Source organism: Bradyrhizobium yuanmingense (genome assembly GCF_900094575.1).
Lineage (GTDB): Bacteria > Pseudomonadota > Alphaproteobacteria > Rhizobiales > Xanthobacteraceae > Bradyrhizobium > Bradyrhizobium yuanmingense.
On record NZ_FMAE01000006.1, the window covers coordinates 674,523 to 700,696 of the forward strand.

The following is a 26,174-nucleotide window of genomic DNA, read 5'->3' on the forward strand; positions in this document are numbered from 1 at the left end:
CCGGACGACGCGGCCGTAGTGCGGGCGGCGGCCATCTGCTATCGATTGGAGGCATAGCCCAAGTGGAATTTACCCAATTGGAATTTCCGATGCGTCATTTGCCCCGCGCCGTTGTTCGAAACCTGTGCCCCGCAGCCGTCGCCGGCCTGCTCGTCCTCAGCCCCCATCCGGCCGGTGCCGCCGATGACGACGCGCCGAAGGGGCCGGCGGTCACGGTGCTGAAGGTCGCGAAATCCTGCTTCTCCGACGTCGTCGAAGCCACCGGCACGATCATCGCGCGTGAGGAAACCTCGGTGCGGCCCGAGCGGCCCGGCCTGAAGGTCACGGACGTGCTGGCGGAAGCCGGCGACACCACCACCGCCGGCCAGGTGCTGGCCCGGCTGGCGCTGCCCGAAGGCGGCACGCTTCAGGTCACCGCGCCCGTGGCGGGGGTGATCGCGACCTCGACCGCGCAGATCGGCAACTTCGCCTCGGCCAAGGGCGAGGCGCTGTTCACGATCGTGGCGCGCAGCGAGTACGACCTCGTCGGCCTCGTGGCCACCACCGATGTGCGCAAGCTCGCGGTCAATCAGCAGGCCACCGTGCGGATCCCAGGTGGCGGCGACATCAGCGGCAAGGTGCGCCGCATCGGACCGACCGTCGAGCCGAATATCCAGCAGGGCATGGTCTACATCGGCATCTCCTCGCAGAAGCGGCTGCTGCTGAATGGGAGCGGGCGCGCGCTGATCAAGACCGGGCAGAGCTGCAACGTGGCGGTGCCGCTGACCGCCGTGCAATATTCGTCCGCCGGCACCGTGGTGCAGGTGATCCGCCGCAACCGCGTCGAGACCAAGCGTGTCGAGGTCGGCTTGATGTCCGGCGGCAATATCGAGGTCCGCGACGGCCTCAGCGAGGGCGACGTCGTCGTCGCCCGCGCCGGTGCCTTGCTGCGCGAAGGCGATCCGGTGCGTCCCGTGATGGCGAGCGCGGAAGCGGCGAAGTAGGAGCAACGTCGTAGGGTGGGTTAGCCGAAGGCGTAACCCACCTCTTTGCTTTCCAAGCTGACGCGAGAGAAGCGGTCGATTACGCCTTCGGCTAATCCACCCTACAAGAGCCGCGAACTAACCGCCGGCTTCGCCGAAACGGACGTCTTCGAGCAGCGACGACGATACGGTCGGGACCTGGTCGCCTTCGCTGGCGCGGGAGATGGCGAGGCGGGTCTTGTTGAAGACGCTCTCGGCGCTGCCGGGCTTGCTGAGGTTGTTGAGGAACTCGCTGACCAGCACGCTGTGCTCGCCCTTGCCGTCGTCGACGACCTTGCCGGGCGAGGCGGAGGTGAGGATGAGCGCATTGTCGGACGCGCTGATCGGCGCGAGACCGTGGCTGTAGGAGCGGAAGCGGCGCTCGTAGGGATTGCGGCGGGAGGCGTCGACCACGACGAGCTTCGCCTTGGCGCCCTGCTCCTTCATCATCTCGAGCACGCCCTCGATCGACACGCCTTGGCGGCGGACGTCCTTTTCCTTCCAGATCACGGCATCGACCGGCAGCATGTAGCTCTCGCGGCCGGCCTGCACGCCGTAGCCGCCGAAGAACAGCATGACGACGCTGTCGCGGGTGATCCGCGACTTCAGGCGGCTCACGGCGCGGACCATGTCGTCGCGGGTCGCATCTTCCACCATGTCGACGTCGAAGCCGTTCTTGCGCAGGGACGAGGACAGCGCACGGGCGTCGTTGATCGACTGCGTCAGCGGCGCGCTGGCGTCGGGGTAATGTCCATTGCCGATGACGAGCGCCAGGCGCGAGCTCTGGCCGATCGAACCGGTGATCTGATCGGTCGAGACCGCCTTGGCGGCATCGATCGCACGCATGTTGAGAGCAGCATGGGCGCCGATCACCAGCGACACCGTGCCGATGAGGGCCGCGGCGAGGGCGATCGTACGTCTGGAAAGGTCGAGCTGCTTTAGATTCATCTCGCTTCGTTTCCTGTGCCAAAGACCTACCAAGCGCGCGCACACTGTTTGAGTAGCGCGATAGCGTCTTTAGGTTTGAGGGATTGGCCGGGGATGTGACCCCGAATTGCGCGCAATTTGCGGCGCCGCACCAAACAAACCCTTAACCGGATATAGGCCCTGGGGCAATAGATTGCTCAAAATTTGAACTAAGCGTCTGAATATACTTGATAATTCTCCGATCCAAATTGCCGCCTTTACGGCTTCCCCGTAGCCTTCCGGAGAGCGATCATGCAGCCTTCGTGCCGGCTTTTCCGTGACTTCCATCACATTTGTTTTTCCCGCGAATCCGGGTAGCTTTTTCAACGACTTGCAGGGGGTGGCGCGCAGATGGCAGCGTGCCTGATGTCCCCGACCAAGGCCCCCGCGACCAGGTATTTCATGAGCTTTCATTATTTTGCCGGCGCCGCCTGCCGGGCGCTGACGGCGCGGAAGGACGGCCCCTCGCTTTACGACGTCTGCGATCCCGTATTGTCGGATACGGCCAGCGGCGATCCGCATCTCGCCAAATTCTACAGGACCGCCCTCGGCAATCCCGCGCTGCGGATCCTGCTCCGCCGCGCCGGCCTGCCCGAGCTGCGCGACGAGGGGATGCTGACGCGGCTGCGCGCGGCCCTCGCCCAGGCCCGCGACGAGGCCGAGCCCGACTGGGCGGCGGTCGGGCAGCCGATCGCCGATCTCGTCGACAGCATCGCGCTCGACCACCCCAAGCCGCCGCCGGTGCCGTTCACCGCCACCATGCCGCAGAGCGCTGAGATCGACGGCGTGATCCGCGATTGCGCGCAGCATCTGCTCGGCTCGTACCGCCGCAACGGCTTCCTGCCGACCTACGCCGCCTTCAACCTGATCGGCGATCCTGATGTCCGCGGCCGCGAGCTGATCATGGCGCTCACGGGCCTCAACGCGCGCGGCTACAAGAATTCCTCGCTGCTGTTCAACCTCGCCCGCGTCTTCATCGCGCGCTCGCCCGCGCGCGCCGTGGTCAATCCGCCCTGGAAAGGCATTGCCGAGCCGATGTGGGAGCCGGTGCAGATCCGCCACCGCTCGGCCTATTACGACGCGTTCTTCATCGAGGCCCTGCTCGGCTTCGTCGAGACCGGGCTCGCCTCCCCGGCCGACAAGGTCGCGGCGGAGCGCGCGATCGCCGACATGGTCGATTTCTGCGTCAACATCAGTCGCGAGGAGGTCGAGGGCTTGGGCGGCGCGCGCTTCAACGTCGTCACCGCACTGGCGCCGGCGCCGCATCCGCGCTTCTCCCGTTACTTCGCGCAGATCAAGCAGGACCTCGGTTTCGGCATCTACGTGCCGGATTGCGACACCACGGCCTGCTCGATCTCCGCGGCGACGCAGGCCGGCTGTACCGACGCGATCATCGACCAGCCGCTCCTGGACTTCTATGCGGGCTATCAGGTGCGCGCCGGCGTCAACGAACCGCGCGTGACCGTGCCGCTCAACGACAATATCGACTATGAGGGCGGGGTTGCGACCTGGATCGACAATCTCAAGGGCGAGCGCCCTTACGGCAACGATCTCGATCCGACGCTCAATCTCGACATTCTCGAGGTAAGCTTCCGCAACCTTGAGCGCTGGAAGGTGCTGGAGACGCCGTCGCGGCTTGCAACATTGCACCGGATCATCGGCTTTCAGAAGCGGCTGGCCGCCAGCGGCGCCTTCGCCAATCCGCGCTCGCACATCTATTATCTGCCGGAGCTCTACAGCGCCTATTTCGGCCGCTGCTATGCCGCCTTCCTGGCGCTGCCGCTGGCGGCGCAGGCCGCGATCGATCCCGCCGGCGATTTCGATTTCATCCGCCATCGCGTGCTGTCCTACGTCAAGGGCGAGCTGATGGCGGCCGAGATGAACGTGTTCGACGCCGCGCTGGCACTGATCGCGCTCGGCCATCTCGGCGCCGACCCGCGCGCCTTCGCACCGGCGCTGAACGTGATCGTCGCCGGGCTCGGTGAAGGCGGCCGCCGCGGCCCGTTCCGCGCCTATGAATGGAACAAGATGAAGACGCCGACGCGGATCCTGGTCGGTGGCCCGGAGGTGACCTCGGCGTTCGTGCTGATGGGGCTGGCGGTGGCGAAGCGGGCGATGGCGCGAGGGTGAGGGGTCTCGTAGGGTGGATTAGCGAAGCGTAATCCACCATCTAACCTCCGCGGATACGAACAGTGGTGGGTTACGCCTTCGGCTAACCCACCCTACGAGACCGTCGCAAAATGACAGGAAGTTGAAAGCCTATCTGTTCGGCATGCGCTGGCCGCGCGGCCAAAAGCCGACCACAATTGCGCCGTCTATCGAGATTTTCATCACAACTGGACGGGCATGTTGCGAAAGGTCCTGATTGCGCTGTCTTTGTTCGCCATCCCTTCGCTGGCGGATGCCGCCGAGATCACCGGCACGGCAAAGGTCCGCGCTGGCGATGCGGTGGTGATCGGCACCACGCGGATCCGGCTCGGCGGCATCGACGCGCCTGCAATCGACCAGCTCTGCCTCAACACCAAGTCCGAGCGCTGGACTTGCGGCGTCGCGGCCCGCGATGAGCTCGCCAGATACGCCGAGGGCAAGACTTGGGTCTGCCGCCCGAGATCGGTCGACCGGCGCGGCCGCACGGTGGCGCGCTGCGAGGTCGGCGGCGAGGACATCCAGAAATGGCTGGTGCGCAACGGCTGGGCGCTGGCCTACGCCCACATGTCCCGCGACTATGAAGCCGATGAAAAGGCCGCGCGGGAGGCCAAGGCAGGGATGTGGCAGGGCGCCTTCATCGCGCCGTGGGACTGGCGCGTCCGCAACAAGAAGACCGCGATCCTCGGCGCGACCAAGCCGCCTGACGGCGCGCACGCGGTGCTGCTCGCTTCGGCCTCGGGGCCGGTCGCGCCGTCGCCGGACTGCACCATCAAGGGCAACGTCAACAGCTCCGGGGAGTGCATCTTTCACCAGCCGACCAGCCGCTGGTACACGCAGATCAGGATGAAGATCAGCAAGGGCACCCGCTGGTTCTGCTCGGTCGAGGAGGCCGAAGCGGCCGGTTGCCGGGAGACGAAGCGATAACCCAGCCCTGCATTTTGCGCGCTTTTCTCGGGACGCGCCGGCACGTAAAAGCATGATTCAGCGACCCACCATCCTGTTCTCAGGCAATAAGGACCGACAGCAATGACCGTTCGCGCGGGCCGGGAGTTTCTGGCCATCCCCGGGCCCACCACGATGCCCGACGAGGTGCTGCGGGCGATGCACCGTCCGGCGATCGACATCTACTCCCAGGAGATGCTGGATCTCACCGAGAGCCTGCTCAGCGACATCTCGAAGCTGTTCGCGACCAAGGGCAAGTCCTACATCTACATCGCCAACGGTCACGGCGCCTGGGAAGCGGCGCTGAGCAACGTGCTGTCGCGCGGCGACAAGGTGCTGGTGCTGGAGAGCGGACGTTTTGCGATCGGCTGGGGCAACGCGGCGGCGCTGATGGGCGCCGAGGTCGAGGTGCTCAAGGGCGATTGGCGCCGCGCGGTGCGGCCGCACGAGGTCGAGGAACGCCTGCGCCGCGACAAGGAGCACAGCATCAAGGCCGTCGTCGTGGTCCAGGTCGACACCGCCTCCGGCGTGCAGAACGACATCGAGGCGATCGGCAAGGCGATCAAGGCGAGCGGCCATCCCGCACTCTACATGGTCGATACCGTCGCCTCGCTCGGCTGCATGCCGTTCGAGATGGACAAATGGGGTATCGACGTTGCGATGTCCGGCTCGCAGAAGGGCCTGATGACGCCGCCCGGCCTCGGCTTCGTCGCCGCCAATGCGCGCGCGCTCGAGGTGCACAAGAAGGCCAATATGTCGACGCCCTATTGGAGCTGGAGCGAGCGCGAGGGCACCGAAAATTATCGTAAATATGCCGGCACCGCGCCGGTGCATCTGCTGTTCGCGTTGCGCAAGGCGATCGACATGCTGCACGAGGAAGGGCTCGAGAACGCCTTCCGCCGCCACAGCCTGCTCGGCGAAGCCGCCCGCCGTGCGGTCTCGGTCTGGTCGGAGGGCCAGGTGCTCGGCTTCAACGTGGCCGAAGCCAGCGAGCGCTCCAATACCGTGACCACGGTGACGATGAGCAACGGCCACGATCCGGCGGTGCTGCAACGCTATTGCAAGGACAAGTGCGGCGTCGTGCTCGGCACCGGCATCGGCGATCTCTCCGGCCAAGCCTTCCGCATCGCCCATATGGGCCATGTCAATGCGCCGATGCTGCTCGGCACGCTCGGGGTGATTGAGGTCGGGCTGAACGCGCTGAAGATCCCGCACGGCAAGGGCGGGCTGGAGGCGGCGGTCGCGTATCTCGGGGAAGAGGTGGCGGTGTAAGTCGCGCGCGCGCCTCTTCCTTCTCCCCTTGAGGGAGAAGGTGGCGCGAAGCGCCGGATGAGGGGTTCTATCCGCGATTCCCGACTGCCAGGACTCGCGGAGAGAACCCCTCATCCGTCTCGCCGCTATGCGGCGAGCCACCCTCTCCCGCAAGGGGAGAGGGGAAGATCAGCGCTCCACCCGATACGCCTCCACCTGCGCCTTCAGCTCATTCAGCGACGCGAGCGGCGCTTTCGGGTCGACGCGGTGCTCCCCGCTCGCAAGCCATCTCAGCAGCTTCGCATCGATCACCGGCGAATGGTGGATGACGTCGCTGTAATTGTTAAGATCGTGCGTGACGGCCTTGATCGCGCGGAAATCGTGCAGGCGGACGTTGGGCAGTTGCGTCAATCGCCGCGCAATGTGTGCCGTGAGATCGGTGACGATCTTCAGAGTTTCGGGCGAGGCATCGCGCATCGCGACGAATTGCAGGATCGAATAGGGCGGGAGGTAGATGTCGAAGGTCACGTCGGGGTGGCGCGCGATCAGGCCGACGGCGTCGTGCTCGAAATGCCGGACCATGGCTTCGTAGCTGTAGCCTTCGCCGAGGAAGCGACGGCGCACGGGATCAGTGATGTAGGTGAAGGCGGCGAGCGTCTTTCTGGCGTTGTAGTCTCGCGCGACGTCGAAATCACGCGGCAGGGCGTAGATGTCGTCGATGTCCGCCAGCGCGAACTTGACCGGCAGATAAGGCGACGCCCGGGTCAGCGGCTCCCGCAGCAGCGGGACGGATCGCAGCAGCGCGAACACCGATTCCTTCGCCATCGCCGCGCTGAACAGATAGGAGGCGATGCCCTTGGCGGTTCGGCGATAAAGATCGACGGACAAATAAGGGTCGGTCTCGATGTCCGCGGCATCGATGAAGATGAAATCGTCCATTTCCCAGATCACGCGCCTTGCGCCGCGGCCGATCGCCTGCTCCAGCACGAAGGCCTGCTGACGCGAGTTGGAGCCGGTCATCGCCAGCTTCAGCGAGCGGACACGAAGCGCGCGATCGATGTCGCTCTGGCGGAAATGGATCGCGAGCGAGGTGCCCATGGAGGCGGTGTCGAACGGCTGGCTGTTGATCAGCCCGGCATTCTGCACGCGCGTGTCCTCCGAGTAGAAGGCCGGGACAAGGCGCGAGGGGCGGAACAGCTGCAGGGGATCGACGATGAAGGTGAGCGCGCCGCGGCGCCAAGCACGCAGGCCACGCTCGCCAGCAGAAGACGCCCGAGATGGGTGAATGCGCCCTGCATCAGAATCGGAAATAGATGAATTCGCTGTGGCTCTGGATGCCCAGGAAGCCGAAGGCGAGCAGCAGCGAGGCCGCATAGAGCACCAACGGCCGCGTGCGCCCTGCCCGCAAGGCCTCGCCGACCTCGCGGTTGCCGTGGTCGTATCCGATCAGCGCTTGTGTGTTCGGCGCCAGCCACACCAGCGCCGCATAGATCGCGACTTGCACCAGGGCCGCGATCTCCTCGCGGCCGAGCACGAGGTTCGAAGGGGCAGCCATGGCGTGGAGCACCCGCAATGCCCAGGCGACGCTCTCGGCACGGAAGAACACCCAGGCGATGACGACGGCGAGGAAGGTCAGCACGGCGCCGGCGATGCGAGCTGGGCGTGCAATCAGCGGCGGACCGTTCGGCACCAAGGCATTGAAGGCATGATTGACGCAGAGATAGGCGCCATGCAGCGCGCCCCAAATGACAAAAGTCCAGGCCGCGCCGTGCCAGAGCCCGCCGAACAGCATCGTGATCATCAGATTGACGTAGCGCAGCACGCGGCCTCTGCGGTTGCCGCCGAGCGGGATGTAGAGATAGTCGCGCAGGAATTGCGACAGCGTCATGTGCCAGCGCCGCCAGAATTCGACGATGCTGGTGGCCTTGTACGGCGAGTTGAAATTGACGGGCAGGAAGATGCCGAACAGCAGCGAGATGCCGATCGCCATGTCGGAATAGCCGGAGAAGTCGAAATAGAGCTGGAAGGTGTAGGCGAGTGCGCCAAGCCAGGCCTGGTCGAAGCTCGGCGAGCGCGCCTCGAAGGCGAGCGCGACCAGCGGCTGGATGCCGTCGGCAAGGCAGGTCTTCTTGAACAGGCCGATCGCGAAGATGATGATTCCGCACAACATGAGATGCCCGTCCGGGCGCTTGGTCTCCTCGTGCTCGAATTGCGGGATCATGTCCTTGTGATGGAGGATGGGCCCCGCGATCAGATGCGGGAAGTACGTCACGAACAGCGCGTAATGCGGCAGCGCATAGGCCGCGACCTGGCCGCGATAAGCGTCGACCAGGAACGCGATCTGGGTGAAGGTGTAGAAGGAGATGCCGACCGGCAGCAGGATGTGGAGCGCGACATGCGTGCCGAGCAGCGCGTTGACGTTCTCGGCGACGAAGCCGGCATATTTGAAGATGCCGAGCATGAGGAGATCGCCGACGAGGCCGACAGCGAGAGCGGCCTTTCGTTGCGGGTGCGTGAGCTCCGCCACGATGAGAAGATGGCCGACGCCGTAGTTGAAGGCGATCGAGAGCAGTAGCAGGGCGACGAAATGCCAGCTGCCGATTGCGTAGAAGGTGATCGAAGCCAGCGCCAGCCAGACCACCGGAGCGAGATTGCTGCGCCGGCCGAGCCGGAAATAGCCGGCGAGCACGACCGGCAGGAACAGCAGGATGAACGCATAGGAATTGAACAGCATCGGGCTGGACCGGCGGCGGGATATTGTCCCTCAAAGCACACAAGGGGCCGATCAACAACCCGGCAGCATGGGCGGTCGTGCTGGCAATCCGCGGAATCGGAACGATATAAGGTGGGACACGGCGAGCCGCTTTTTCTTCTCCCTCTCCCCGTTCTTACGGGGAGAGGGTCGGGGTGAGGGGCTCTCTCCACAGATGAGACCATAGCGAGACCTGTACCCCCTCACCCGGAATTTGCTGTCGCAAATTCCTACCTCTCCCCGCAAGCGGGGAGAGGTGAAGGAGGCCGCGCCACGTATTTGAACGAGGACCGAGTGACCCAAGCCAAGACGCCTTCGAAGCCCCCCGTCGCCCCGCGCCGGCCGCATTCCTTCACGCGGCACGGCATCACCGTAACTGACGATTATGCCTGGCTGAAGGACGCGAACTGGCAGGAGGTGCTGCGCGATCCCGCCGTGCTCGATCCTGACATCCGCAAATATCTCGACGAGGAGAACACCTACACCGAGAGCCTGCTCGGCCACACCTCGGGCCTGCAGAAGACGCTGGTGCGCGAGATGCGCGGGCGGATCAAGGAGGACGATTCCAGCGTGCCGTCACCGGATGGGCCGTTCGCCTATTTCCGCAGGTTTCGCGAGGGCGGGCAGCACGAGCTGTTCGGGCGCATGCCGCGCGACGGCGGCGACGGCCAGATCGTGCTCGATGGCGACGCGCTCGCCAAGGACCACCAATATTTCAAGTTCGGCGGCAGCCGCCACTCCTACGATCACAAGCTGCAGGCCTGGAGCGCCGACACCAAGGGCTCGGAATATTTTTCGATCCGCGTCCGCGACTGGGCGACGGGAAAGGACCTCGACGATCTCGTCGAGGAGACCGACGGCGGCGTGGTCTGGGCTGCGGACTGCAAGAGCTTCTTCTATGTGAAGCTCGACGACAATCACCGCCCGATGCAGGTTTGGCGGCACAAGCTCGGCACCAAGCAAGCCGACGACACGCTGGTCTATGAGGAGCAGGATGCGGGCTGGTTCACCCACCTGCATGAAAGCACCAGCGGCCGCTTCTGCGTGATCGCGGGCGGCGATCACGAGACCTCGGAGCAACGGCTCATCGATCTCGCCAACCCCGAGGCGCCGCCGCGCCTCGTCGCGGCGCGCGAGGAGGGCGTGCAATATTCGCTCGCAGACCGCGGCGACGAGCTGTTCATCCTCACCAATGCCGACGATGCCGTCGACTTCAAGATCGTCACCGCACCGCTTCACGCGCCCGAGCGCAAGAACTGGCGCGACCTGATCCCGTATCGGCCCGGCATCTACATCATCGACCTCGATCTCTATGCCGGCCATCTGGTGCGGCTGGAGCGCGCCAATGCGCTGCCGTCGGTCGTGATCCGCGATCTTGCATCAAACGAGGAGCATGCCATCGCCTTCGACGAGGCCGCCTACTCGCTCGATACGATGGGCTCCTACGAATTCGACACGACGACACTGCGCTTTGCCTATTCGTCGATGACGACGCCGTCGGAAGTCTATGATTACGACATGGTCAAGCGCACGCGCGTCTTGCGCAAGCGGCAGGAGATTCCGTCAGGCCATGACCCGGCCGACTACGTCACGACCCGCATCATGGCGAAATCGTATGACGGCGCCGAGGTGCCGGTCTCGATCCTCTATCGCCGCGGACTGAAGCTCGACGGCGCAGCGCCACTGTTGCTCTACGGCTACGGCTCCTACGGCATGGCCATGCCGGCCTCGTTCAGCGCTAACCGCCTGTCGCTGGTCGACCGCGGCTTCGTCTATGCCATCGCCCATATCCGCGGCGGCGCCGACAAGGGCTGGGGCTGGTACCTCGACGGCAAGCGCGAGAAGAAGACGAACTCGTTCGACGATTTCGCCGCCAGCGCCCGCGCGCTGATCGATGCAAAATACACCAGCGCCAAGCGCATCGTCGGCCATGGCGGCTCGGCCGGCGGCATGCTGATGGGCGCGGTCGCCAACCGCGCCGGCGAATTGTTCGCCGGTATCGTCGCAGAGGTGCCGTTCGTCGACGTGCTCAACACCATGCTCGACGACACGCTGCCGCTGACGCCGCCGGAATGGCCGGAATGGGGCAACCCGATCGAGAGCGAGAAGGATTTCCGCACCATCCTGTCGTACTCGCCTTACGACAACGTCGCGGCAAAGGAGTATCCGGCGATCCTGGCGATGGGCGGGCTTACTGATCCCCGGGTCACTTACTGGGAGCCCGCCAAATGGATCGCGCGCCTGCGCGCAACCTTGCGTGGGGGCGGCCCGGTCCTGCTCCGCACCAACATGGGCGCCGGCCACGGCGGCGCCTCGGGCCGCTTCGACCGGCTCGACGAAGTCGCGATCGTGTACGCGTTCGCGCTGTGGGCAGCGGGGATGGCGGAGGCGTGACGTCGTAGCCCGGATGGAGCGGAGCGCAATCCGGGATTCGCGCAGAGATCAACACTGTTCCCGGATTACGCTCCGCTCCATCCAGGCTACGAGAGCGCTACCGCCCGTTCTTCTTGCGCCATTCCGCGAAATCGGTGAGCGTCTGCGGATCGGTGGCGGGATAGAGACCGAAGATGCCGCGGCCCTTGCCGACTTCCTCGGTGACGAAATCCTCGAACGCGGTCATCTCGAAGGTCTCGTTGGCGATCTCGTCTGCCAAATGCGCGGGGATCACGATGACGCCGTCGGCGTCGCCAAGGATGACGTCGCCGGGAAACACCGGCGCATCGCCGCAGCCGATCGGCACGTTGATCTCGATCGCCTGATGCAGCGTCAAATTGGTCGGCGCCGAGGGACGGTGGTGGAAGGCGGGAAAGCCGAGCCTTGAGATCTCGGCGGAGTCGCGAAAGCCGCCGTCGGTGACGACGCCGGCGACGCCGCGCTTCATCAGCCGCGTCACCAGGATCGCGCCGGCCGAAGCCGCGCGCGCATCCTTGCGGCTGTCCATCACCAGCACCGCGCCCGGCGGGCAATCCTCGACCGCCTTGCGCTGCGGATGGGAGCGGTCCCTGAACACGTCGATGGTGTTGAGATCCTCGCGCGCCGGCATGTAGCGCAGCGTGAAGGCCTCGCCGACCATGGTCGGCTGGTCCGGGCTCAAGGGGCGGACGTCCTGGATCATCTGGATGCGCAGGCCGCGCTTGAACAAGGCGGTCGCGACGGTGGCGGTGGAGACGGATTTGAGTTTTGTGCGGGTGGCTTCGGAAAGTTTGGTCATGTCGTGCTCTCTCTCGTTCGTCATTCCGGGGCGCGCCACTTGGCGCGAGCCCGGAATCCATACTCCCTATCGTGGTTATGGATTCCGGCCCATCGCTTCGCGATGTCCCGGAATGACAGGTGCTAGTAGATGGACGGCTCGCCGATCGGCGCGCCGAAATCGGTCTCCAGGAAGTCGAAGTCGCAGCCGTCATTGGCCTGCTTGATGTGCTTGGTGAACATCCAGCCATAGCCGCGCTCGAAGCGGCGCGCGGGCTGCTTCCAGGCGGCGCGGCGTTTTGCGAGCTCGGCCTCGCTCACATCGAGATTGATGGTGCGCGCAGCGACATCGAGCGTGATGCGGTCGCCGTTCTGCACCAGCGCCAGCGGGCCACCGATATAGGATTCCGGCGAGACGTGCAGGATGCAGGCGCCGTAGCTGGTGCCGCTCATGCGTGCATCCGAGATGCGCACCATGTCGCGCACGCCCTGCTTCACGAGCTTGGTCGGGATCGGCAGCATGCCCCATTCCGGCATGCCCGGTCCGCCCTGCGGCCCCGCATTGCGCAGGATGAGGATGTGATCCTCGGTGACGTCGAGATCGGGATCGTCGACCGCCCTCTTCATGGAGGGATAATCGTCGAACACCAGCGCGGGGCCGGTGTGCTTGAGGAAGCGCGGCGCGCAGGCGGAGGGTTTTATGACGCAGCCGTCGGGCGCGAGATTGCCCTTCAGCACGGCGAGCGCGCCCTCCTTGTAGATCGGATTGTCGATACCGCGGATCACGTCGGCATTGTGGACCTCGGCCCCCTCGATGTTCTCTGCCACCGTCTTGCCTGTGACCGTGATGCAGTCGAGATGCAGATGCGGCTTGATCTGGCCCATCAACGCCGGCAGGCCGCCGGCGTAGAAGAAGTCCTCCATCAGGTAGGTATCGCCGCTCGGGCGGACATTGGCGATGACGGGCACCTTGCGGCTCGCCGTCTCGAAATCGTCGAGGCCGATGTCCTGGCCGGCGCGGCGGGCCTGCGCGATCAGATGGATGATGGCGTTGGTGGAGCAGCCCATCGCCATCGCGACCGCAATGGCATTCTCGAACGCTTTGCGGGTCTGGATCACCTTCGGCGTCAGATCCTCCCACACCATCTCGACGATGCGGCGGCCGCATTCGCTGGCCATGCGGATATGGTTGGCATCGGCAGCGGGAATCGAGGAAGCGCCCGGCAGCGTCATGCCGATCGCTTCCGCAATGGCGGTCATGGTCGAGGCGGTGCCCATTGTCATGCAGGTGCCGTAGCTGCGGGCGATGCCGGCCTCGATGTCGAGCCAGTCCTTGTCGGAGATCTTTCCGGCGCGGCGCTCGTCCCAATATTTCCAGCCGTCGGAGCCGGAACCCAGCGTCTTGCCCTTCCAATTGCCGCGCAGCATCGGGCCTGCCGGCAGATAGATCGCCGGAATGTTCATCGAGGTCGCTCCCAGAAGCAGCGCCGGCGTGGTCTTGTCGCAGCCGCCCATCAGCACCACGCCGTCGACGGGATGGCTGCGGAGCAGCTCCTCGGCGTCCATCGCCAGCAGGTTGCGGTAGAGCATGGTGGTGGGCTTGAGCAGCGATTCCGACAGCGACAGCGCCGGCAGCTCCAGCGGCAGGCCCCCCGCCATCAGGATGCCGCGCTTGACGTCGTCCACGCGCGACTTGAAGTGCATGTGGCAGGGCTGCGCGTCCGACCAGGTGTTGAGGATCGCGATGATCGGACGGTCCTTCCACTCCTCCGGCGCGTAACCCATCTGCATGGCGCGGGAGCGATGGCCGAACGAGCGCAGATCGTCGGGCGCGAACCAACGCGCGCTGCGGAGCTGGTTGGGCGTCTTCTTCTTCATGATGGGGCCCCATTTCTGGATGGTATTCCGCTCGATCACGCGGAAGATCAGGGCTCGACAAAGAGCCGGATGATGATCTCGGTCAAGAGGCCTGTGAAGACTGCAGGTATGCCGAGGAGGGCAAGGGGAGCTTTGGGCGCTGGCGTGCAGCCGCAGCGGGTAGATCGACCGGCTGCGCCGGCTACATCTGCCCTCACCCGGGTGCGGAAGGCGGCCTACGCCGCTCCCGCGACGATCGAATTAGCCGGAGCCATTCCCTTTTAGGCCGCGTTGCGGCCGCTGCGCCGTTCCGGCCCGTGGTAATCGGCATCGCCGCTCTTGCCGCGGTCCATCGGACCGGTGCGCAGCCTGACGAAGAAGGCCTGGACCTCGGCGGCGAGGCGTTCGGCCGCCCCCGCGACGTGGTTCGCGGCACCCATCACCTCGTCGGCCGAGCGATTGGTTTCCGCGATGGCGCCGGAAACGGTGCCGATGCTGGTCGCCAGCGTCTGTGTCCCCGACGCCGCCATCTGGACGTTCTGCGAGATCTCGCGCGTGGCGGCCCCCTGCTCTTCCACGGCGCTTGCGATCGCCGCGGTCACTTCGTCGATCCGGCGCATGGCGGTCGCGACCTCCTTGACGGAGGCGACCGCGCTGCCGGTCGCGTTCTGAATCGCGACAATGTGCTGCGCGATCTCCTGCGTCGCTTTGCGGGTCTGCTCGGCCAGCGCCTTGACCTCGGACGCCACCACGGCAAAACCGCGACCGGCCTCGCCGGCGCGCGCGGCCTCGATGGTGGCGTTGAGTGCCAGGAGATTGGTCTGGGCCGCGATCGCCTGGATCAGGTCGACCACCGAGCTGATGCTCTGTGCGGCGTGCGCGAGCCCTTCGATCTCACTCTCCGAACGCGCGGTCACCTCGCCCGCGGAGCGCACGGTCATGTTGGACAGCTCAATCTGGCGGCCGATCTCGACGATGGAGCCAGCGAGCTGCTCGGCCGCCGCGGCGACGGTCTGGACGTTGCCCGCGGTCTGTTCGGAGGTGGTCGCTGCGGACGCGGCCTGGCTCGTCGCATGATTGGCGATGTCGCTGAGGCTCTCTGCGGTCTGCCGCATGGTGCCCGCATTCTCGCCGACCAGCGCGAGCAGGTCGCGCGAGGTCGCGCGAAATTCCTCGACCGCCCCCTCCATGTTGCGGTTGGCCGCTTCGCGTGCCTCCGCCTCGCGCGCGAGGGACGCCGCCGCCCGTTGCTGGGCAATCACATTGTCGCGGAATTTGGCTACCGCCTGCGACACCACGCCGATCTCGTCGCCGCGCTCGGCCGTCCTGAATTCGACGCTGGTGTCGCCGCCGGACAGGCGCGCAGAATCGCCCACCAACTCGATGATCGGACGGGTGATGGAGCGCGCAACCAGGATCGCAATCGTTGCCCCGAGCGCAAGCGCTGCGGCGAGCAGGATCCATTGCAGCAGGAGCAATCTCTCGACTGCGTCGGCCACACTGCGGGCGTCGTCGGCGAGCTTCGATTGTTGATCACTCTTGAGACCGCCCGAGCGCTTGCCATCGGTATCCTTGCGACCGTCGAGCAGGTCGAGGATCCGGGCGGCGCGCGGCGCGGCCTCGGTCGACAGGATGAAGACCGGCATATTCCATTGCGGCGTCTGGCGGATGGCGAAGATCTTCTGCGGCAGCGGTATGAACGCCTCGTTCGCCTTGACGATGGCCCGATAAGCGGTCGCCTGCCGTGCGGTGAGCAGATCGGTCTGGGTACCGACCGACGCAAGCGCGGCCCTGAAGGTCGCCAGCGGCTTTTCGAACTTGTCACGATCGGCCGCCTCGCCCGAGGCAACGTACAGGCGCAATTGAGATCCCGCGGCGGCAAGATTGCCACGCACATCGGCAAACGTCTTGAGCAGGCGCTTGCGCGGCGGCGTCGCCTCCAGCGCCTCTTCCTCGTCGATCATGCCGGTGATCTCGGCGAACATGGCCGAGATCAGCGGCGCGGCTTCCTTCGCCAGCAATTCGCTCGCCGGATAGGCCGAAGGGGTGAAGGCGGTCGATTCGGCCTTGTCCTGAGCCTTGCGGAATTCGGCCATCAGCGTTCTGGCCTCGCTCCAATTGGTCTTGTTCTGAGGACTGGAGAAACCCTCTGCCATGCGGTCGACTGCGGCGGCCGTGCGATCCAGCTCGGCCCAGACGGCGGCCCGGTCGCGCTTGCCCTGCGCATCGCCGGTCAGCAGAAAGCCGCGCAGCGTCGAAAGCGTGGAATAGAGATTGCCGACAAGCTCCGTGCTCGCGATCGCGACCGGCGCGCGTTGATCCACGACTGCCCTGATCCGCGACGAAATGTCCGAGACAGCGGCGACGGTGTAGATGACGGTCGCTGCGAGCAGGCAGCAGATCAACGCGAAGCCGCCGAGCAGCCGGGTGCGAATTCCGGTGTTCGCGATCGATTTGAACATGAGAGATCTCGAGCTGGTGGCCGGTTGGGGGAACCGGCTTCGTCGGGTAAAGGAATGCCGAAATTTGAAATACGCGAGGTACCGAGATGGAACTCGCGGAGATAGTAGTTCGCCCTCTTTAATTCGCGGTGAAGATCGGGTTCCGTACAACTACGGCGAGAAGAATATCTCCTGTCTTTGAAACGACTTATTGCGTTCGGACCGGATCGCATATGCACGCAAGCGTGCGTACCGGCCACAGCGCCTCGTCTGTCGCCACGCCAGGAAGGCATTCGCGGCAAACGCGAGGTGCTTGCAGCGCGGCCAGAATCCGCGCAACAATTTCGCATTTGTTGCTTTGATTTGGGGCCGCTGGAACGCCCAACGCGGCCGGAGGATTTTAGGCGTGGCCAACATCCTGATCGTGGATGACGATCCGGCCGTCCAGTTCACCATCCGGCTGCTGCTGGAACGGGCTGGTCATCACGTGACGGTCGCCGAGGATGGCCGCAAGGGGCTGGCGCTGTTCGAGACCAGCCGGTTCGACCTGCTGTTTCTCGACATCTTCATGCCCGGTATGGACGGACTGGAGACGATGCGTCACATTCGGATGCTGGCCCCAGCCGTTCCGATCGTCGTCATCTCCGGCCGTTCGATCACGCCGGATGCGTATGCGGAGCCGGACTTCCTGAAGATGGCGACCAAGCTCGGCGCCGTGGCCAGCCTGCAAAAGCCGTTCCGGCCCGATGCACTGCTTGCCGTGGTCGCAGATTGCCTGAAGGCCGACGCGCCAGAGGGGTCCGATGTCCGCTCCGGCCGCCGATGACAAGAACGCCTCTGCTGCAAGCCAAAAATGGCGCAGCGCTGCGGCAGGTCCGGCGAAACTCCCCATGCGAGCAGCAACGACGCTGGCCACGCGGCTGGCCCTCGCGATGATCCTGCTGGTTGCGGTCACCGTGGCCGCAGTCGGATGGTTGGGCTATCGCAACACCACACAGGCCGTCATTCCGCGGGTGCTGGAGCGGGTCGAAGCCCAATCCCGCCTGCTTGCAACCAATCTTGAATCCTACGTTGCCGGCGTACGCGGCGATCTGGTCGGCTATCGCGCCGCAGCGGCAATCAACGGCCTGATCCGCGCTCATGCCGGCGGCGGGATCGATCCCGCGGACGGCGTTTCGGAGCAGACCTGGCGCGAGCGTATCGCGGCGCGGCTCGCGGCCGAGATCGACGCCAAGCCCATCTACGGGCAGTTCAGGATCATTGGCGTCGACGACCAGCGCGAGCTGGTCCACGTCGATCGTTCGGGTCCCAACGGAGCAGCCCGGATCGCTCCGGACAGCGAATTGGAGCGCAAGAGTGGCCGCGCCTACTTCCAGGAAACCATACGGCTCGGGCCCGGCGAGATCTATGTGTCTCCCATCGAGCTCGCGACCCGTCAGGGGGGAACGACGGCGCCTCACGCGCCGACTTTGCGCGTGGCGATGCCGCTGTTCACGGCCGACGACAAGCCGTTCGGCATCATCGTGGCCAATATCGACATGCGCCCGGCACTCGAGCGGGTCCGCGCGGCGACAACCTCGGGCGGAGATATCTACGTCGTGAATGCGCGCGGCGACTATCTCGTCCATCCCGACCGGACGCGCGAGTTCGGGTCATCGCGGGGCCATCCGACCGATTGGCGCAAAGACCTTCCGTTCTTGTCAGAACTGGCCGGCACGTCGGACGTGGCCACGCGGGTCACGACCGACGAGGCGGGCCGGACGAGCGGCGCGGCATTCGTGCCGTTATCGCTTGCGGGCAAGGAATGGGTCGCCATCGTCGCGACTGTTCCCCCGTCCGTGTTCGGCCGCGTGCCGGCCGCCATTCAAAAAACGTCCCTGCTCGTCGGCGTGCTGGCTGTTCTCGCCGCGGCTGCGCTCGCGGTGCTGCTGGCGCGCTCGTTGACCCGCCCGATCGGGCGTCTGACGGAGGCGGTGCAGGCCATCGGCAGCGGACGTCCCGCGGAGATCCCCGTCGATGCTAGCGGCGAGACCGGCGTGCTGGCCCGGGCCTTTGCGCGGATGGTGGAGGAGATGCGCGCGAAAACGGCCGCGCTCGAACGCGAGATCGAGGAGCATCGCCGCACCGAGGCCGCGCGGAGCCATCACGCGGCGCGCGAGAACCTGTTCAGTGCCGCGGTGGAATCGTCCGACGATGCGATCGTCATGCAGACGCTCGATGCCATCATCACCGGCTGGAATCCGGCCGCCGAACGCCTTTACGGCTATACGGCGGAGGAGGCGATCGGCAAGCCCACCTCGATCATCGTCCCGTCCGACCGCCGCGAACAGGGCAAGGACTATCTGCGGCGGATCGCGCGGGGCGAGCCGATCGAACGCTTCGAGACGGTCCGCCTGCGCAAGGACGGCACGCCGGTCGAGATTTCGCTCGGCCTGTCGCCGATCAAGGGACCGTCGGGCGAGATCATCGGCGCGTCCGGAAGCGCGCGCAGCCTGACCGAGGCGCGGCGCGCCGAGCGGGCGCTGCAGCACCAACTCGAGGAGCGGCGTCAGATCTTCGAGACGTCGCAGGATCTGATCATGGTCATGGACGCGCGGGGTCATGTCGCGCAGATCAGCCCGAGCAGCGAGACCATTCTCGGCTATCGGCCGGACGAGATGATCGGCCGCAGCGGCGCCGACTTCATCCATCCCGATCACCTGGAGCAGTCCCGTGCCGAGATGCGGGCGATGCGACACGGCGAGCGCGTCAGGCTGGCCGACACCCGCTGCTACCACAAGAACGGGCACGAGGTCTGGCTGTCCTGGCTCGGCAGTTGGTCCGAGCGCGCCAAGCGCTTCTTCTTCGTCGGGCGCGACATGACGGAAGCGCGGCTCGCGCAGGAATCGCTGCTCGAGAGCGAGCGGCTCGCCCGCAACATCGTCGAGACCTCGCTCGACGCCTTCGTCCAGACCGACGAGACCGGAAGCATCCTGAACTGGAACTCGCAGGCGGAACAGCTGTTCGGCTGGCGCCGCGACGAGGTGCTCGGCAAGAGCACGATCGACCTCATTGTCGCCGAGAGCGAACGTGGCCGGGTCCGAGCCGGCCTGAAACGCTTCCTCGAAGACGAGGGTGGCCGGACGCTGAACCGCCGCCGCGAGCTGATGTGCTGCCGGCGCGACGGCAAGGAATTCAAGGCCGAGTTGAGCGTCACCGCGCTGAAGCGGCGCGAGGGCCTGCTGTTCAACGTCTTCTACCGCGACCTCACCGACAAGATCGCCGCCGATGAGCGCATCCGCCATGCCGAGAAGATGGAGGCCGTCGGCCAGCTGACCGGCGGCGTGGCGCATGACTTCAACAACATTCTCACCGTCATCACCGGGACGATCGAAATTCTCGCGGAGGCGGTCGCCAAGGAGCCGCAGCTCGCGGCGATCACCAAGATGATCGACGAGGCCGCCGCGCGCGGCGCCGACCTGACCCAGCACCTGCTCGCCTTCGCGCGCAAGCAGCCGCTCCAGCCGCGCGAGATCGACATCAACTCGCTGATCGTCGACACCGCAAAGTTATTGCGTCCGACGCTCGGCGAGCAGATCCAGATCGAATCGGTGTTCGAGGACGAGAATTGCGTTGCCATCGTCGATCCCAACCAGCTCACCACCGCGATCCTCAACCTCGCGCTCAATGCGCGCGACGCCATGCCCGGCGGCGGCAAGCTGATCGTGGAGACCGGCGCCGCCTATCTCGACGAGGTCTATGCCAGCGCCAACGACGTGCCGCCGGGGCACTACGTGCTGATCGCCGTGAGCGACACCGGCACCGGAATCCCTGCGAACATGCTGCCCCGGGTGTTCGATCCCTTCTTCACCTCGAAGGGGCCCGGCAAGGGCACCGGACTCGGGCTTTCGATGGTCTACGGCTTCATCAAGCAGTCCGCAGGTCACATCAAGATCTACAGCGAGGAGGGCCACGGCACCACGATCAAGATGTATCTGCCGCCCGGCAAGACGCCGACGGCGGTCGGCGAGGGCGTGACACCGGCGACGATCGAGGGCGGACACGAGACGATCCTGGTGGTCGAGGACGACCGGCTGGTGCGCGACTACGTCCTGGCGCAGTTGCATTCGCTGGGTTACGTCACGTTGCAGGCCGCGAACGCCGCGGAGGCGCTCGCGATCGTCGCGGCCGGCAAGCCGTTCGACCTTCTGTTCACCGACGTCATCATGCCCGGCAAGATGAACGGACGGCAGCTCGCGGACGAGCTGATGAAGACGCGCCCGGATCTCAAGGTGGTCTACACGTCAGGCTATACCGAGAACGCGATCATCCATCACGGCCGGCTGGATTCCGGCGTGGTGTTGCTGGCCAAGCCCTATCGCAAATCGGATCTGGCGCGGATCATCCGCAAGGCGTTGAGCGGGTGAAGGCCCGTAGCCCGGATGGAGCGCAGCGCAATCCGGGAACAATCGTGCGGCGCGCGAAATCCCGGATTACGCTTGCGCTCCATCCGGGCTACGAAACCGTCGGTGAGGAGAGATGGACCCGGCTCAGCAGCGCATCATTGCATGATGCGCTGCTGAGCCGTGGCACGAGACCATGTTACGACGCGCGCTGGGCCGCGGTCATCACGATGCGGATCAGGTCGGCGGCATTGCGCGCGCCGAGCTTCTTCATGATGTTGGCGCGGTGGTCCTCGATGGTGCGCGGACTGATGCCGAGCGTGCGGCCGGCCTCCTTGTTGGAGGCACCGGAGGCGAACTGCTCCAGCACCTCGCGCTCCCTGCGCGTCAGCGGCTCGCGGCCGGGGAAATGCAGCGAGCCGAATTTCGGCGACGCGTTCTCCGCCTGCCTGCGTGCATAGGCACCGATCGCCTCGTCGAGACGGCCGACGATCTCGCTGCCGCGGAACGGCTTCTCGATGAAGTCGAGCGCGCCGCTCTTGATCGCGCCCACCGCCATCGCGATGTCGCCCTGCCCGGAGATCATGAAGATCGGCGCAGGATAATCCTCGCCGTGCAGCTCCTTCAGGATGTCGAGACCCGACTTCCCGGGAATATTCACGTCGAGCAGGATTGCAGCCGGCGTGCGGTTTCGCGCCACGGAGAGCAGCGCTGCACCGTCCGCAAAACAGATCACTTCATAGCCCGCCGCCTTCAACACCATCGACAAGGTGTCGCGAACGGCAGGGTCGTCATCGACCACGAAGATTTCACCGCGAGAGCTTTGTTCGGCCATGTGCCACATCCGGTTGGCATGAAGGACTCGCGTCCGCGCCATTCGTTATGGCGCTCGGCGCGGATTCGGCCCACCCGTATTTGTACGGGACATGGACTTAACGCACAAGTAGCGGCATGGCGCCTAATTGCATTGGACGGAGAATATCCATGCTAAATTTGGCCGACACGCCGCCTCCTGTCGCAACGTCCGAAGTCGAGAGCCGTGAGCTGATTGCGGCGGACCTTCGTTTACTGATCGCACAGATCGAGACCAGCATGCGCCGGATCGCCGCAGCCATGGATCAAGAACACGGCAGCGATCCGGAAGGTTCCGCAGATGTCGTCTTGCTCGACGACGTCACGCCCCGCTACGCCAGCGCGAGCGCGGCCCTCAATGTCTGCCGGGCGGGCCTCGGCCACGCCCTGCAATGTCTATCGGAATCCGGCAACGCGGCCGGAAGCCGCGTCTGACCGTATGGCGGCTCCGCAAGCTCAGGCGCGGTGCCGTTCCACGATCGCGTCGGTGGCGACACCACCCCAGGTGTGAATCGCCGGCAGGCCCATCGCGGTCTTGCCGAGATTGGCGAGGCTGATGCGCAGCGCCGCGAGATCCAGCGGCTTCGGCAGGCTCTGGAGCTCGATGCCGACCGAACGGGCGAAGCTGCGGGCGGCACTGCGGCGCTTGCCGTCCATGCCGCTGATGACGATCACGGAGCCTGCAAACTTCGCGCTCGCCATCTCGCGCAGCACGTCGACGCCGTCGCCGTCCTCCAGCACGAGATCGAGCGTCACGCAGTCGAAGCGCGCGGCGCGCAGCTTCTCGATCGCGTCCGCCACCGATGGCGCCACAGTGACCTCGTGGCCCGCCTGCTTGGCCGCGACCGTGATCAGGCGGCGCTGCGTGGCGTCGTCATCGACCACCAGGAGCTGAAGTGCACGCCGCTCGGCGCCGTCGGGCAGGTTTGACGAGATCGGGGAAAGAGAACTTCTGGGCATTGCCGTATCCTGGGATTGAGAGCGTCAATGGATACACGGCTCGCGCTGAAGCCGCGTAAAGCTGCCGCGAGCAATTGACTCGGAAACGTTCAGCAAATGTGAAGCAAAGTGCGGGAAAGCGCAGCGACGGCGGCGGCGAGATCAGGCCGCGGCGTCGTGGCCACCGGCCGCACCGCGCTTCTTCCGGTTCTTGCCGCGCAGGAACTGGATGTCCATTTCGGCGCCGTTGACACGGACCAGCTCGCAGCGACGATAGGCGAGACCCGTGGACGACAGCAGCAGGAAGAACTCCTTCAGGTTCAAGCCCTGGATCGAGCCCTCCACCGTGAGAACCGCGTCGGTGTCGGAGATCGCGTTGAGCTTGCAGTCGCGCCGCCAGGTGCCGTCGATGGCCATGATGCAGACATCATAGCCACGGCTGAAGGTCACACGCTCCGCGCCCTTGCCATCCTCGGCCATGATTATCGTCCCGCCATCGCCGCCATGCGCGGCGCCGCACCGGCGAGAACCGGCTTGGCCGCGGCCGCGCGCGGATCATTCGGCTTGTAGAGGCCGCGCCGCTCCGGAATCGGCCGGAACGTGTCGGTCAGTCCAACCACGGTCTCGGCGGCGCCGAGCACCAGGAAGCCGTCGGGCTCGATCTGGCGCGCCAGGCGGTTGAAGATATTGATCTTGGTGTCCTGATCGAAATAGATCAGCACGTTGCGGCAGAAGATGACGTCGAAGGTGCCGAGCTGGGCGAAATCGTGCAGCAGGTTGAGCTGGCGGTGCTGGATCATCGCCCGCAACTCGGGATTGATCTGCCAGGTCTCGCCGGTCTGCCTGAAATATTTCACCAGCATCTGGATCGGCAGGCCGCGCTGCACCTCGAACTGGCTGTAGACGCCGGCCTTGGCCTTCTCCAGCACCTCTTGCGACAGGTCGGTCGCGATGATCTCGACGCGCCAGCCGGTGAGGGCTGCGCCCATCTCCTTCAGGCACATCGCCAGCGAATAGGGCTCCTGCCCGGTCGAGCCCGCGGCACACCAGATGCGCACGCTGCGCTTGGCCGCACGCGCCTTGATGACCTCCGGCATGATGTGGTCGCGGAAATGATCGAACGGGACCTTGTCGCGGAAGAAGAAAGTCTCGTTGGTGGTCATGGCCTCGACCACGTCGGTGATCAGCTGGCGCGAACCGCCTTGCAGCTTCTGCACGAGCTCGGCGATGCCGGACAGCCCCGCCTTGCGGGCGAGCGGCAGCAGGCGGCTTTCGATCAGATATTGCTTGTCTGCGGACAGGTCGAGACCGGAATTATCCTTCAGGAACTTACGCAGATACTCATACTCGGTCGGGGTCACGGATGGCCTCTTGAATCTGTACTGGAAAACTCCGGCCCAAATACTTTAGGCCGGACACACTCAGACCATGACTTGTCCGACCGGGATCAAACCAACTTCAGCGAACTTGTCGGCGATGATGTCTTTGTCGAAGGGCTTCATGATGTACTCGTTGGCACCGCCGCTGAGCGCCTGAGCGATGTGAGCCACGTTGTTCTCGGTGGTGCAGAACACCACTTTCGGCTGGTCGCCGCCTGGCAAGCGGCGCATGTGGCCCATGAACTCGAAGCCGTCCATGACCGGCATGTTCCAGTCGAGCAGCACCGCGTCGGGCAGCTGCCGCTGGCAGATCTCGAGCGCCTTCGAGCCGTCTTCGGCCTCGGTGACCTCGAACTCCAGACCTTCCAGGATCCGGCGCGCGATCTTGCGCACCACGCTGGAATCATCGACCACCAAACACGTCTTCATTTCTGTTCTCCGGCTTCGATGTTTCGTTGGCTCAGGCGGCCATTTGCGTCTTGGTTTCGAGCTCGAGGACGCGGTCGACGTCGAGGACGACCATGAGCTGTCCGTCGAGGCGGTGGACGCCGCCGGCGAGCTTGGCCATGCGGGGGTCGAGGTTGACGGGGTTTTCTTCCTTGCCGTCCTCGGGCAGGCGCAGCACCTCGCCGATCTGGTCGATCAGGAGGCCATAGGATTCGCCGCGTAGGTCGACGCCGACCGCCATCGCGGTCTTGCCGTCCTCGTCCTTGGGCAGGCCGAGGCGCGAGCGCATGTCGACCACGGTGACGATGCGGCCGCGCAGGTTCAACACGCCCGCGATCTCACGCGAGGCCAGCGGCACGCGGGTGACGCGCTCGGGCATGAACACGTCCTGGACGCGGGAGATCGGCAGGCCGAACAGCTGGCCACCGATCATCGCGGTGACGTACTCGACCATGGCGCCTTCAGCGGACTGGGTCTTCTTGCTCATTTCAGTGTCTCCTGGTCCATGCCGCTCAAGGTTTAAGCCGCGGCCGCCCGGCTCAGCTCGGAGGCGCCGGCGGCGCCCGCGGTCTGCTCCTTCAGCGCCGCGATCAGGCCGGGACGGTCGAACTTGGCGACGTAATCGTGGAAGCCGGCCTGACGGCCGCGCTCGATCGCCGCCGGCGACACCAGCGCCGACAGGCCGATGATCGGCGTCGCAGCGAGGTTGTTGTCGGAGCGGACGACTTCCGCGAACTCGAACCCGTTCATGTCGGGCATCTCGATGTCGGTCAGGATCACGTCGAAGCTTTGGGCGCGCAGTGCCGCGAGGCCCTCCTGCGCGGTCGGCGCGGTGCGGACGCGGTAGCCGGCGGCCTTCAGCACCGGCGCCAGCATGTTGCGGAAGAAGGCCGAGTCGTCGACCAGCAGCACCGACTGCGAATGCAGCGACGGCTTCATCTCCTTGCGGGTGAACCAGTCGGCGAACGCCATCGGCAGGAAGTGGCCGACGTCGATCACCTCGGTGGCCTGGCCCTTGATCACGGCCGAGCCGAGAATGCCGGAGGAGGAGCCGCCGACCTCGATGTTGAGCCGTTCCTCGACGATGTCGATGATCTCGTCGACGACGAGGCCCATGGAGCGGCCGTCGTCGGCGAACACCAGGATCGGCTGGGCGCCCTGGCTCGCAATGGTGACGCCTTCCATGGCCACCAGCGGCATCAGCTGCTCGCGGTACTGCACCATGTAGCGGCCGTTCGAGAACTCGATCTTGTCGGCGGGCAGCTCTTCCAGGCGCGTGACGAGGCCGAGCGGAACCGCCTTGGGCTGCGACGAGCCGGCGCGGAACACCAAGAGCGAGGTGGTCTGCTCGCCACTTCCGATGTGATGGCCGGCCGCTTCGTCACCCATGCCATGGGCCGAGGAGCCGGCGGCGCCGAGCGCCTTGGCGATGCCGTTGGGATCGATGATCATGATGACCGCGCCATCGCCCAGAATGGTGTTGCCGGAGAACATGTCGATGTGACGCAGTTTTGTCGACATCGGCTTGACCACGATTTCTTCGGTGTGGAACACGCCATCGACGACGATGCCAAAGGTCTGGCTGCCGACTTGCGTCACCACGATGAAGCCGTTCTCGGGATCGGAGG

General features: G+C 65.4%; 20 protein-coding genes and 1 pseudogene. 8 read left to right on the forward strand and 13 right to left on the reverse strand.

All coding sequences use genetic code 11. The features are described 5' to 3' along the window. Nucleotides 1-89: 89 nt before the first annotated feature. Nucleotides 90-983, forward strand: a complete 894-nt coding sequence (locus GA0061099_RS24505) for an efflux RND transporter periplasmic adaptor subunit (RefSeq protein WP_036015950.1) — start codon at nt 90-92, stop codon at nt 981-983. A 117-nt stretch (nt 984-1,100) separates the two neighbouring features. Here the strand turns inward: GA0061099_RS24505 and GA0061099_RS24510 are convergent, their stop codons facing one another. Next, entirely contained in the window at nt 1,101-1,949 is an 849-nt protein-coding gene (locus tag GA0061099_RS24510; RefSeq protein WP_036015927.1) for a caspase family protein, read from the reverse strand. Nucleotides 1,950-2,369: 420 nt separating this feature from the next. Between GA0061099_RS24510 and GA0061099_RS24515 the strand changes: the two genes are divergently transcribed. The 3 genes from GA0061099_RS24515 to GA0061099_RS24525 all read left to right on the forward strand — a co-directional run bounded on the left by GA0061099_RS24515 (nt 2,370) and on the right by GA0061099_RS24525 (nt 6,329). Beyond that, on the forward strand, nt 2,370-4,097 hold the full coding sequence (locus tag GA0061099_RS24515; RefSeq protein WP_036030586.1) for a hypothetical protein: 1,728 nt from the start codon (nt 2,370-2,372) through the stop codon (nt 4,095-4,097). Nucleotides 4,098-4,313: 216 nt separating this feature from the next. Then, nucleotides 4,314-5,039 (forward strand): thermonuclease family protein, encoded by a 726-nt coding sequence (locus GA0061099_RS24520; protein ID WP_036015924.1) that lies wholly within the window; start codon nt 4,314-4,316, stop codon nt 5,037-5,039. 102 nt (nt 5,040-5,141) lie between these two features. Beyond that, nucleotides 5,142-6,329 (forward strand): pyridoxal-phosphate-dependent aminotransferase family protein, encoded by a 1,188-nt coding sequence (locus GA0061099_RS24525; RefSeq protein ID WP_036015923.1) that lies wholly within the window; start codon nt 5,142-5,144, stop codon nt 6,327-6,329. Nucleotides 6,330-6,497: 168 nt separating this feature from the next. On the opposite strand, the pseudogene GA0061099_RS24530 reads toward GA0061099_RS24525, so the two are convergent. Then, a pseudogene (locus GA0061099_RS24530) lies at nt 6,498-7,606 on the reverse strand (hypothetical protein). Beyond that, nucleotides 7,606-9,042: an MBOAT family O-acyltransferase gene (locus tag GA0061099_RS24535; RefSeq protein WP_036030583.1), complete on the reverse strand. Its 1,437-nt coding sequence runs from the start codon at nt 9,040-9,042 to the stop codon at nt 7,606-7,608. The pseudogene GA0061099_RS24530 and the gene GA0061099_RS24535 overlap by 1 nt, the downstream one beginning before the upstream one ends. A gap of 312 nt (nt 9,043-9,354) precedes the next feature. Here GA0061099_RS24535 and GA0061099_RS24540 point away from each other — a divergent pair, with 312 nt between their 5' ends. After that, nucleotides 9,355-11,454 (forward strand): S9 family peptidase, encoded by a 2,100-nt coding sequence (locus tag GA0061099_RS24540; protein ID WP_036030570.1) that lies wholly within the window; start codon nt 9,355-9,357, stop codon nt 11,452-11,454. Between the two features lie 97 nt (nt 11,455-11,551). On the opposite strand, the gene GA0061099_RS24545 is transcribed toward GA0061099_RS24540, so the two are convergent. From GA0061099_RS24545 to GA0061099_RS24555, 3 genes are all read right to left on the reverse strand, one after another. After that, nucleotides 11,552-12,271 carry a ribonuclease activity regulator RraA gene (locus GA0061099_RS24545; protein WP_036030575.1) on the reverse strand — a complete coding sequence of 240 codons (720 nt, stop codon included), beginning with the start codon at nt 12,269-12,271 and terminating at the stop codon, nt 11,552-11,554. 122 nt (nt 12,272-12,393) lie between these two features. Beyond that, nucleotides 12,394-14,127 carry an L-arabinonate dehydratase gene (gene araD, locus GA0061099_RS24550; protein WP_036030573.1) on the reverse strand — a complete coding sequence of 578 codons (1,734 nt, stop codon included), beginning with the start codon at nt 14,125-14,127 and terminating at the stop codon, nt 12,394-12,396. A 260-nt stretch (nt 14,128-14,387) separates the two neighbouring features. Continuing rightward, the gene (locus tag GA0061099_RS24555) at nt 14,388-16,568 is read right to left on the reverse strand and encodes a methyl-accepting chemotaxis protein (protein ID WP_036030567.1); all 2,181 of its coding nucleotides are present in this window, start codon (nt 16,566-16,568) and stop codon (nt 14,388-14,390) included. Between the two features lie 385 nt (nt 16,569-16,953). Between GA0061099_RS24555 and GA0061099_RS24560 the strand changes: the two genes are divergently transcribed. Together GA0061099_RS24560 and GA0061099_RS24565 are read left to right on the forward strand one after the other, a co-directional pair. Continuing rightward, complete coding sequence (locus tag GA0061099_RS24560) at nt 16,954-17,373, forward strand: response regulator (RefSeq protein ID WP_036030564.1); 420 nt, start codon at nt 16,954-16,956, stop codon at nt 17,371-17,373. Nucleotides 17,374-17,437: 64 nt separating this feature from the next. Further along, nucleotides 17,438-20,953, forward strand: coding sequence for a PAS domain S-box protein (locus GA0061099_RS24565; protein WP_420886548.1), 3,516 nt, complete (start codon nt 17,438-17,440; stop codon nt 20,951-20,953). 175 nt (nt 20,954-21,128) lie between these two features. On the opposite strand, the gene GA0061099_RS24570 is transcribed toward GA0061099_RS24565, so the two are convergent. Further along, nucleotides 21,129-21,764, reverse strand: coding sequence for a response regulator transcription factor (locus tag GA0061099_RS24570; protein WP_026202588.1), 636 nt, complete (start codon nt 21,762-21,764; stop codon nt 21,129-21,131). A gap of 149 nt (nt 21,765-21,913) precedes the next feature. Between GA0061099_RS24570 and GA0061099_RS24575 the strand changes: the two genes are divergently transcribed. Continuing rightward, nucleotides 21,914-22,216, forward strand: a complete 303-nt coding sequence (locus GA0061099_RS24575) for a hypothetical protein (protein ID WP_036015912.1) — start codon at nt 21,914-21,916, stop codon at nt 22,214-22,216. A 21-nt stretch (nt 22,217-22,237) separates the two neighbouring features. Here GA0061099_RS24575 and GA0061099_RS24580 read toward each other — a convergent pair whose 3' ends face one another. From GA0061099_RS24580 to GA0061099_RS24605, 6 genes are all read right to left on the reverse strand, one after another. Further along, nucleotides 22,238-22,741: a response regulator gene (locus tag GA0061099_RS24580; RefSeq protein ID WP_036015910.1), complete on the reverse strand. Its 504-nt coding sequence runs from the start codon at nt 22,739-22,741 to the stop codon at nt 22,238-22,240. A 141-nt stretch (nt 22,742-22,882) separates the two neighbouring features. Continuing rightward, nucleotides 22,883-23,200 (reverse strand): hypothetical protein, encoded by a 318-nt coding sequence (locus GA0061099_RS24585; protein WP_036015908.1) that lies wholly within the window; start codon nt 23,198-23,200, stop codon nt 22,883-22,885. Between the two features lie 2 nt (nt 23,201-23,202). Then, nucleotides 23,203-24,081 carry a CheR family methyltransferase gene (locus tag GA0061099_RS24590; RefSeq protein WP_036015907.1) on the reverse strand — a complete coding sequence of 293 codons (879 nt, stop codon included), beginning with the start codon at nt 24,079-24,081 and terminating at the stop codon, nt 23,203-23,205. 60 nt (nt 24,082-24,141) lie between these two features. Continuing rightward, the gene (locus GA0061099_RS24595; RefSeq protein WP_036015905.1) at nt 24,142-24,528 is read right to left on the reverse strand and encodes a response regulator; all 387 of its coding nucleotides are present in this window, start codon (nt 24,526-24,528) and stop codon (nt 24,142-24,144) included. A 31-nt stretch (nt 24,529-24,559) separates the two neighbouring features. Next, a complete protein-coding gene (locus GA0061099_RS24600; RefSeq protein WP_057030291.1) occupies nt 24,560-25,033 on the reverse strand; it encodes a chemotaxis protein CheW in 474 nt (157 codons plus the stop codon). A 32-nt stretch (nt 25,034-25,065) separates the two neighbouring features. Continuing rightward, nucleotides 25,066-26,174, reverse strand: a 1,109-nt coding sequence (locus GA0061099_RS24605) for a response regulator (RefSeq protein WP_141697664.1), incomplete at its 5' end; no start/stop codon positions are given.

Excerpts from the sequence above, each read along its gene's own strand:
- GA0061099_RS24585 (WP_036015908.1), bottom strand. The coding sequence starts at position 23,200 with ATGGCCGAGGATGGCAAGGGCGCGGAGCGTGTGACCTTCAGCCGTGGC.
- GA0061099_RS24545 (WP_036030575.1), bottom strand. The coding sequence starts at position 12,271 with ATGACCAAACTTTCCGAAGCCACCCGCACAAAACTCAAATCCGTCTCC.
- GA0061099_RS24595 (WP_036015905.1), bottom strand. The coding sequence starts at position 24,528 with ATGAAGACGTGTTTGGTGGTCGATGATTCCAGCGTGGTGCGCAAGATC.
- GA0061099_RS24555 (WP_036030567.1), bottom strand. The coding sequence starts at position 16,568 with ATGTTCAAATCGATCGCGAACACCGGAATTCGCACCCGGCTGCTCGGC.
- GA0061099_RS24515 (WP_036030586.1), top strand. The coding sequence starts at position 2,370 with ATGAGCTTTCATTATTTTGCCGGCGCCGCCTGCCGGGCGCTGACGGCG.
- GA0061099_RS24520 (WP_036015924.1), top strand. The coding sequence starts at position 4,314 with ATGTTGCGAAAGGTCCTGATTGCGCTGTCTTTGTTCGCCATCCCTTCG.
- GA0061099_RS24535 (WP_036030583.1), bottom strand. The coding sequence starts at position 9,042 with ATGCTGTTCAATTCCTATGCGTTCATCCTGCTGTTCCTGCCGGTCGTG.
- GA0061099_RS24580 (WP_036015910.1), bottom strand. The coding sequence starts at position 22,741 with ATGCCCAGAAGTTCTCTTTCCCCGATCTCGTCAAACCTGCCCGACGGC.
- GA0061099_RS24570 (WP_026202588.1), bottom strand. The coding sequence starts at position 21,764 with ATGGCCGAACAAAGCTCTCGCGGTGAAATCTTCGTGGTCGATGACGAC.
- GA0061099_RS24565 (WP_420886548.1), top strand. The coding sequence starts at position 17,438 with ATGCGAGCAGCAACGACGCTGGCCACGCGGCTGGCCCTCGCGATGATC.
- araD (WP_036030573.1), bottom strand. The coding sequence starts at position 14,127 with ATGAAGAAGAAGACGCCCAACCAGCTCCGCAGCGCGCGTTGGTTCGCG.
- GA0061099_RS24600 (WP_057030291.1), bottom strand. The coding sequence starts at position 25,033 with ATGAGCAAGAAGACCCAGTCCGCTGAAGGCGCCATGGTCGAGTACGTC.
- GA0061099_RS24525 (WP_036015923.1), top strand. The coding sequence starts at position 5,142 with ATGACCGTTCGCGCGGGCCGGGAGTTTCTGGCCATCCCCGGGCCCACC.
- GA0061099_RS24505 (WP_036015950.1), top strand. The coding sequence starts at position 90 with ATGCGTCATTTGCCCCGCGCCGTTGTTCGAAACCTGTGCCCCGCAGCC.
- GA0061099_RS24510 (WP_036015927.1), bottom strand. The coding sequence starts at position 1,949 with ATGAATCTAAAGCAGCTCGACCTTTCCAGACGTACGATCGCCCTCGCC.
- GA0061099_RS24575 (WP_036015912.1), top strand. The coding sequence starts at position 21,914 with ATGCTAAATTTGGCCGACACGCCGCCTCCTGTCGCAACGTCCGAAGTC.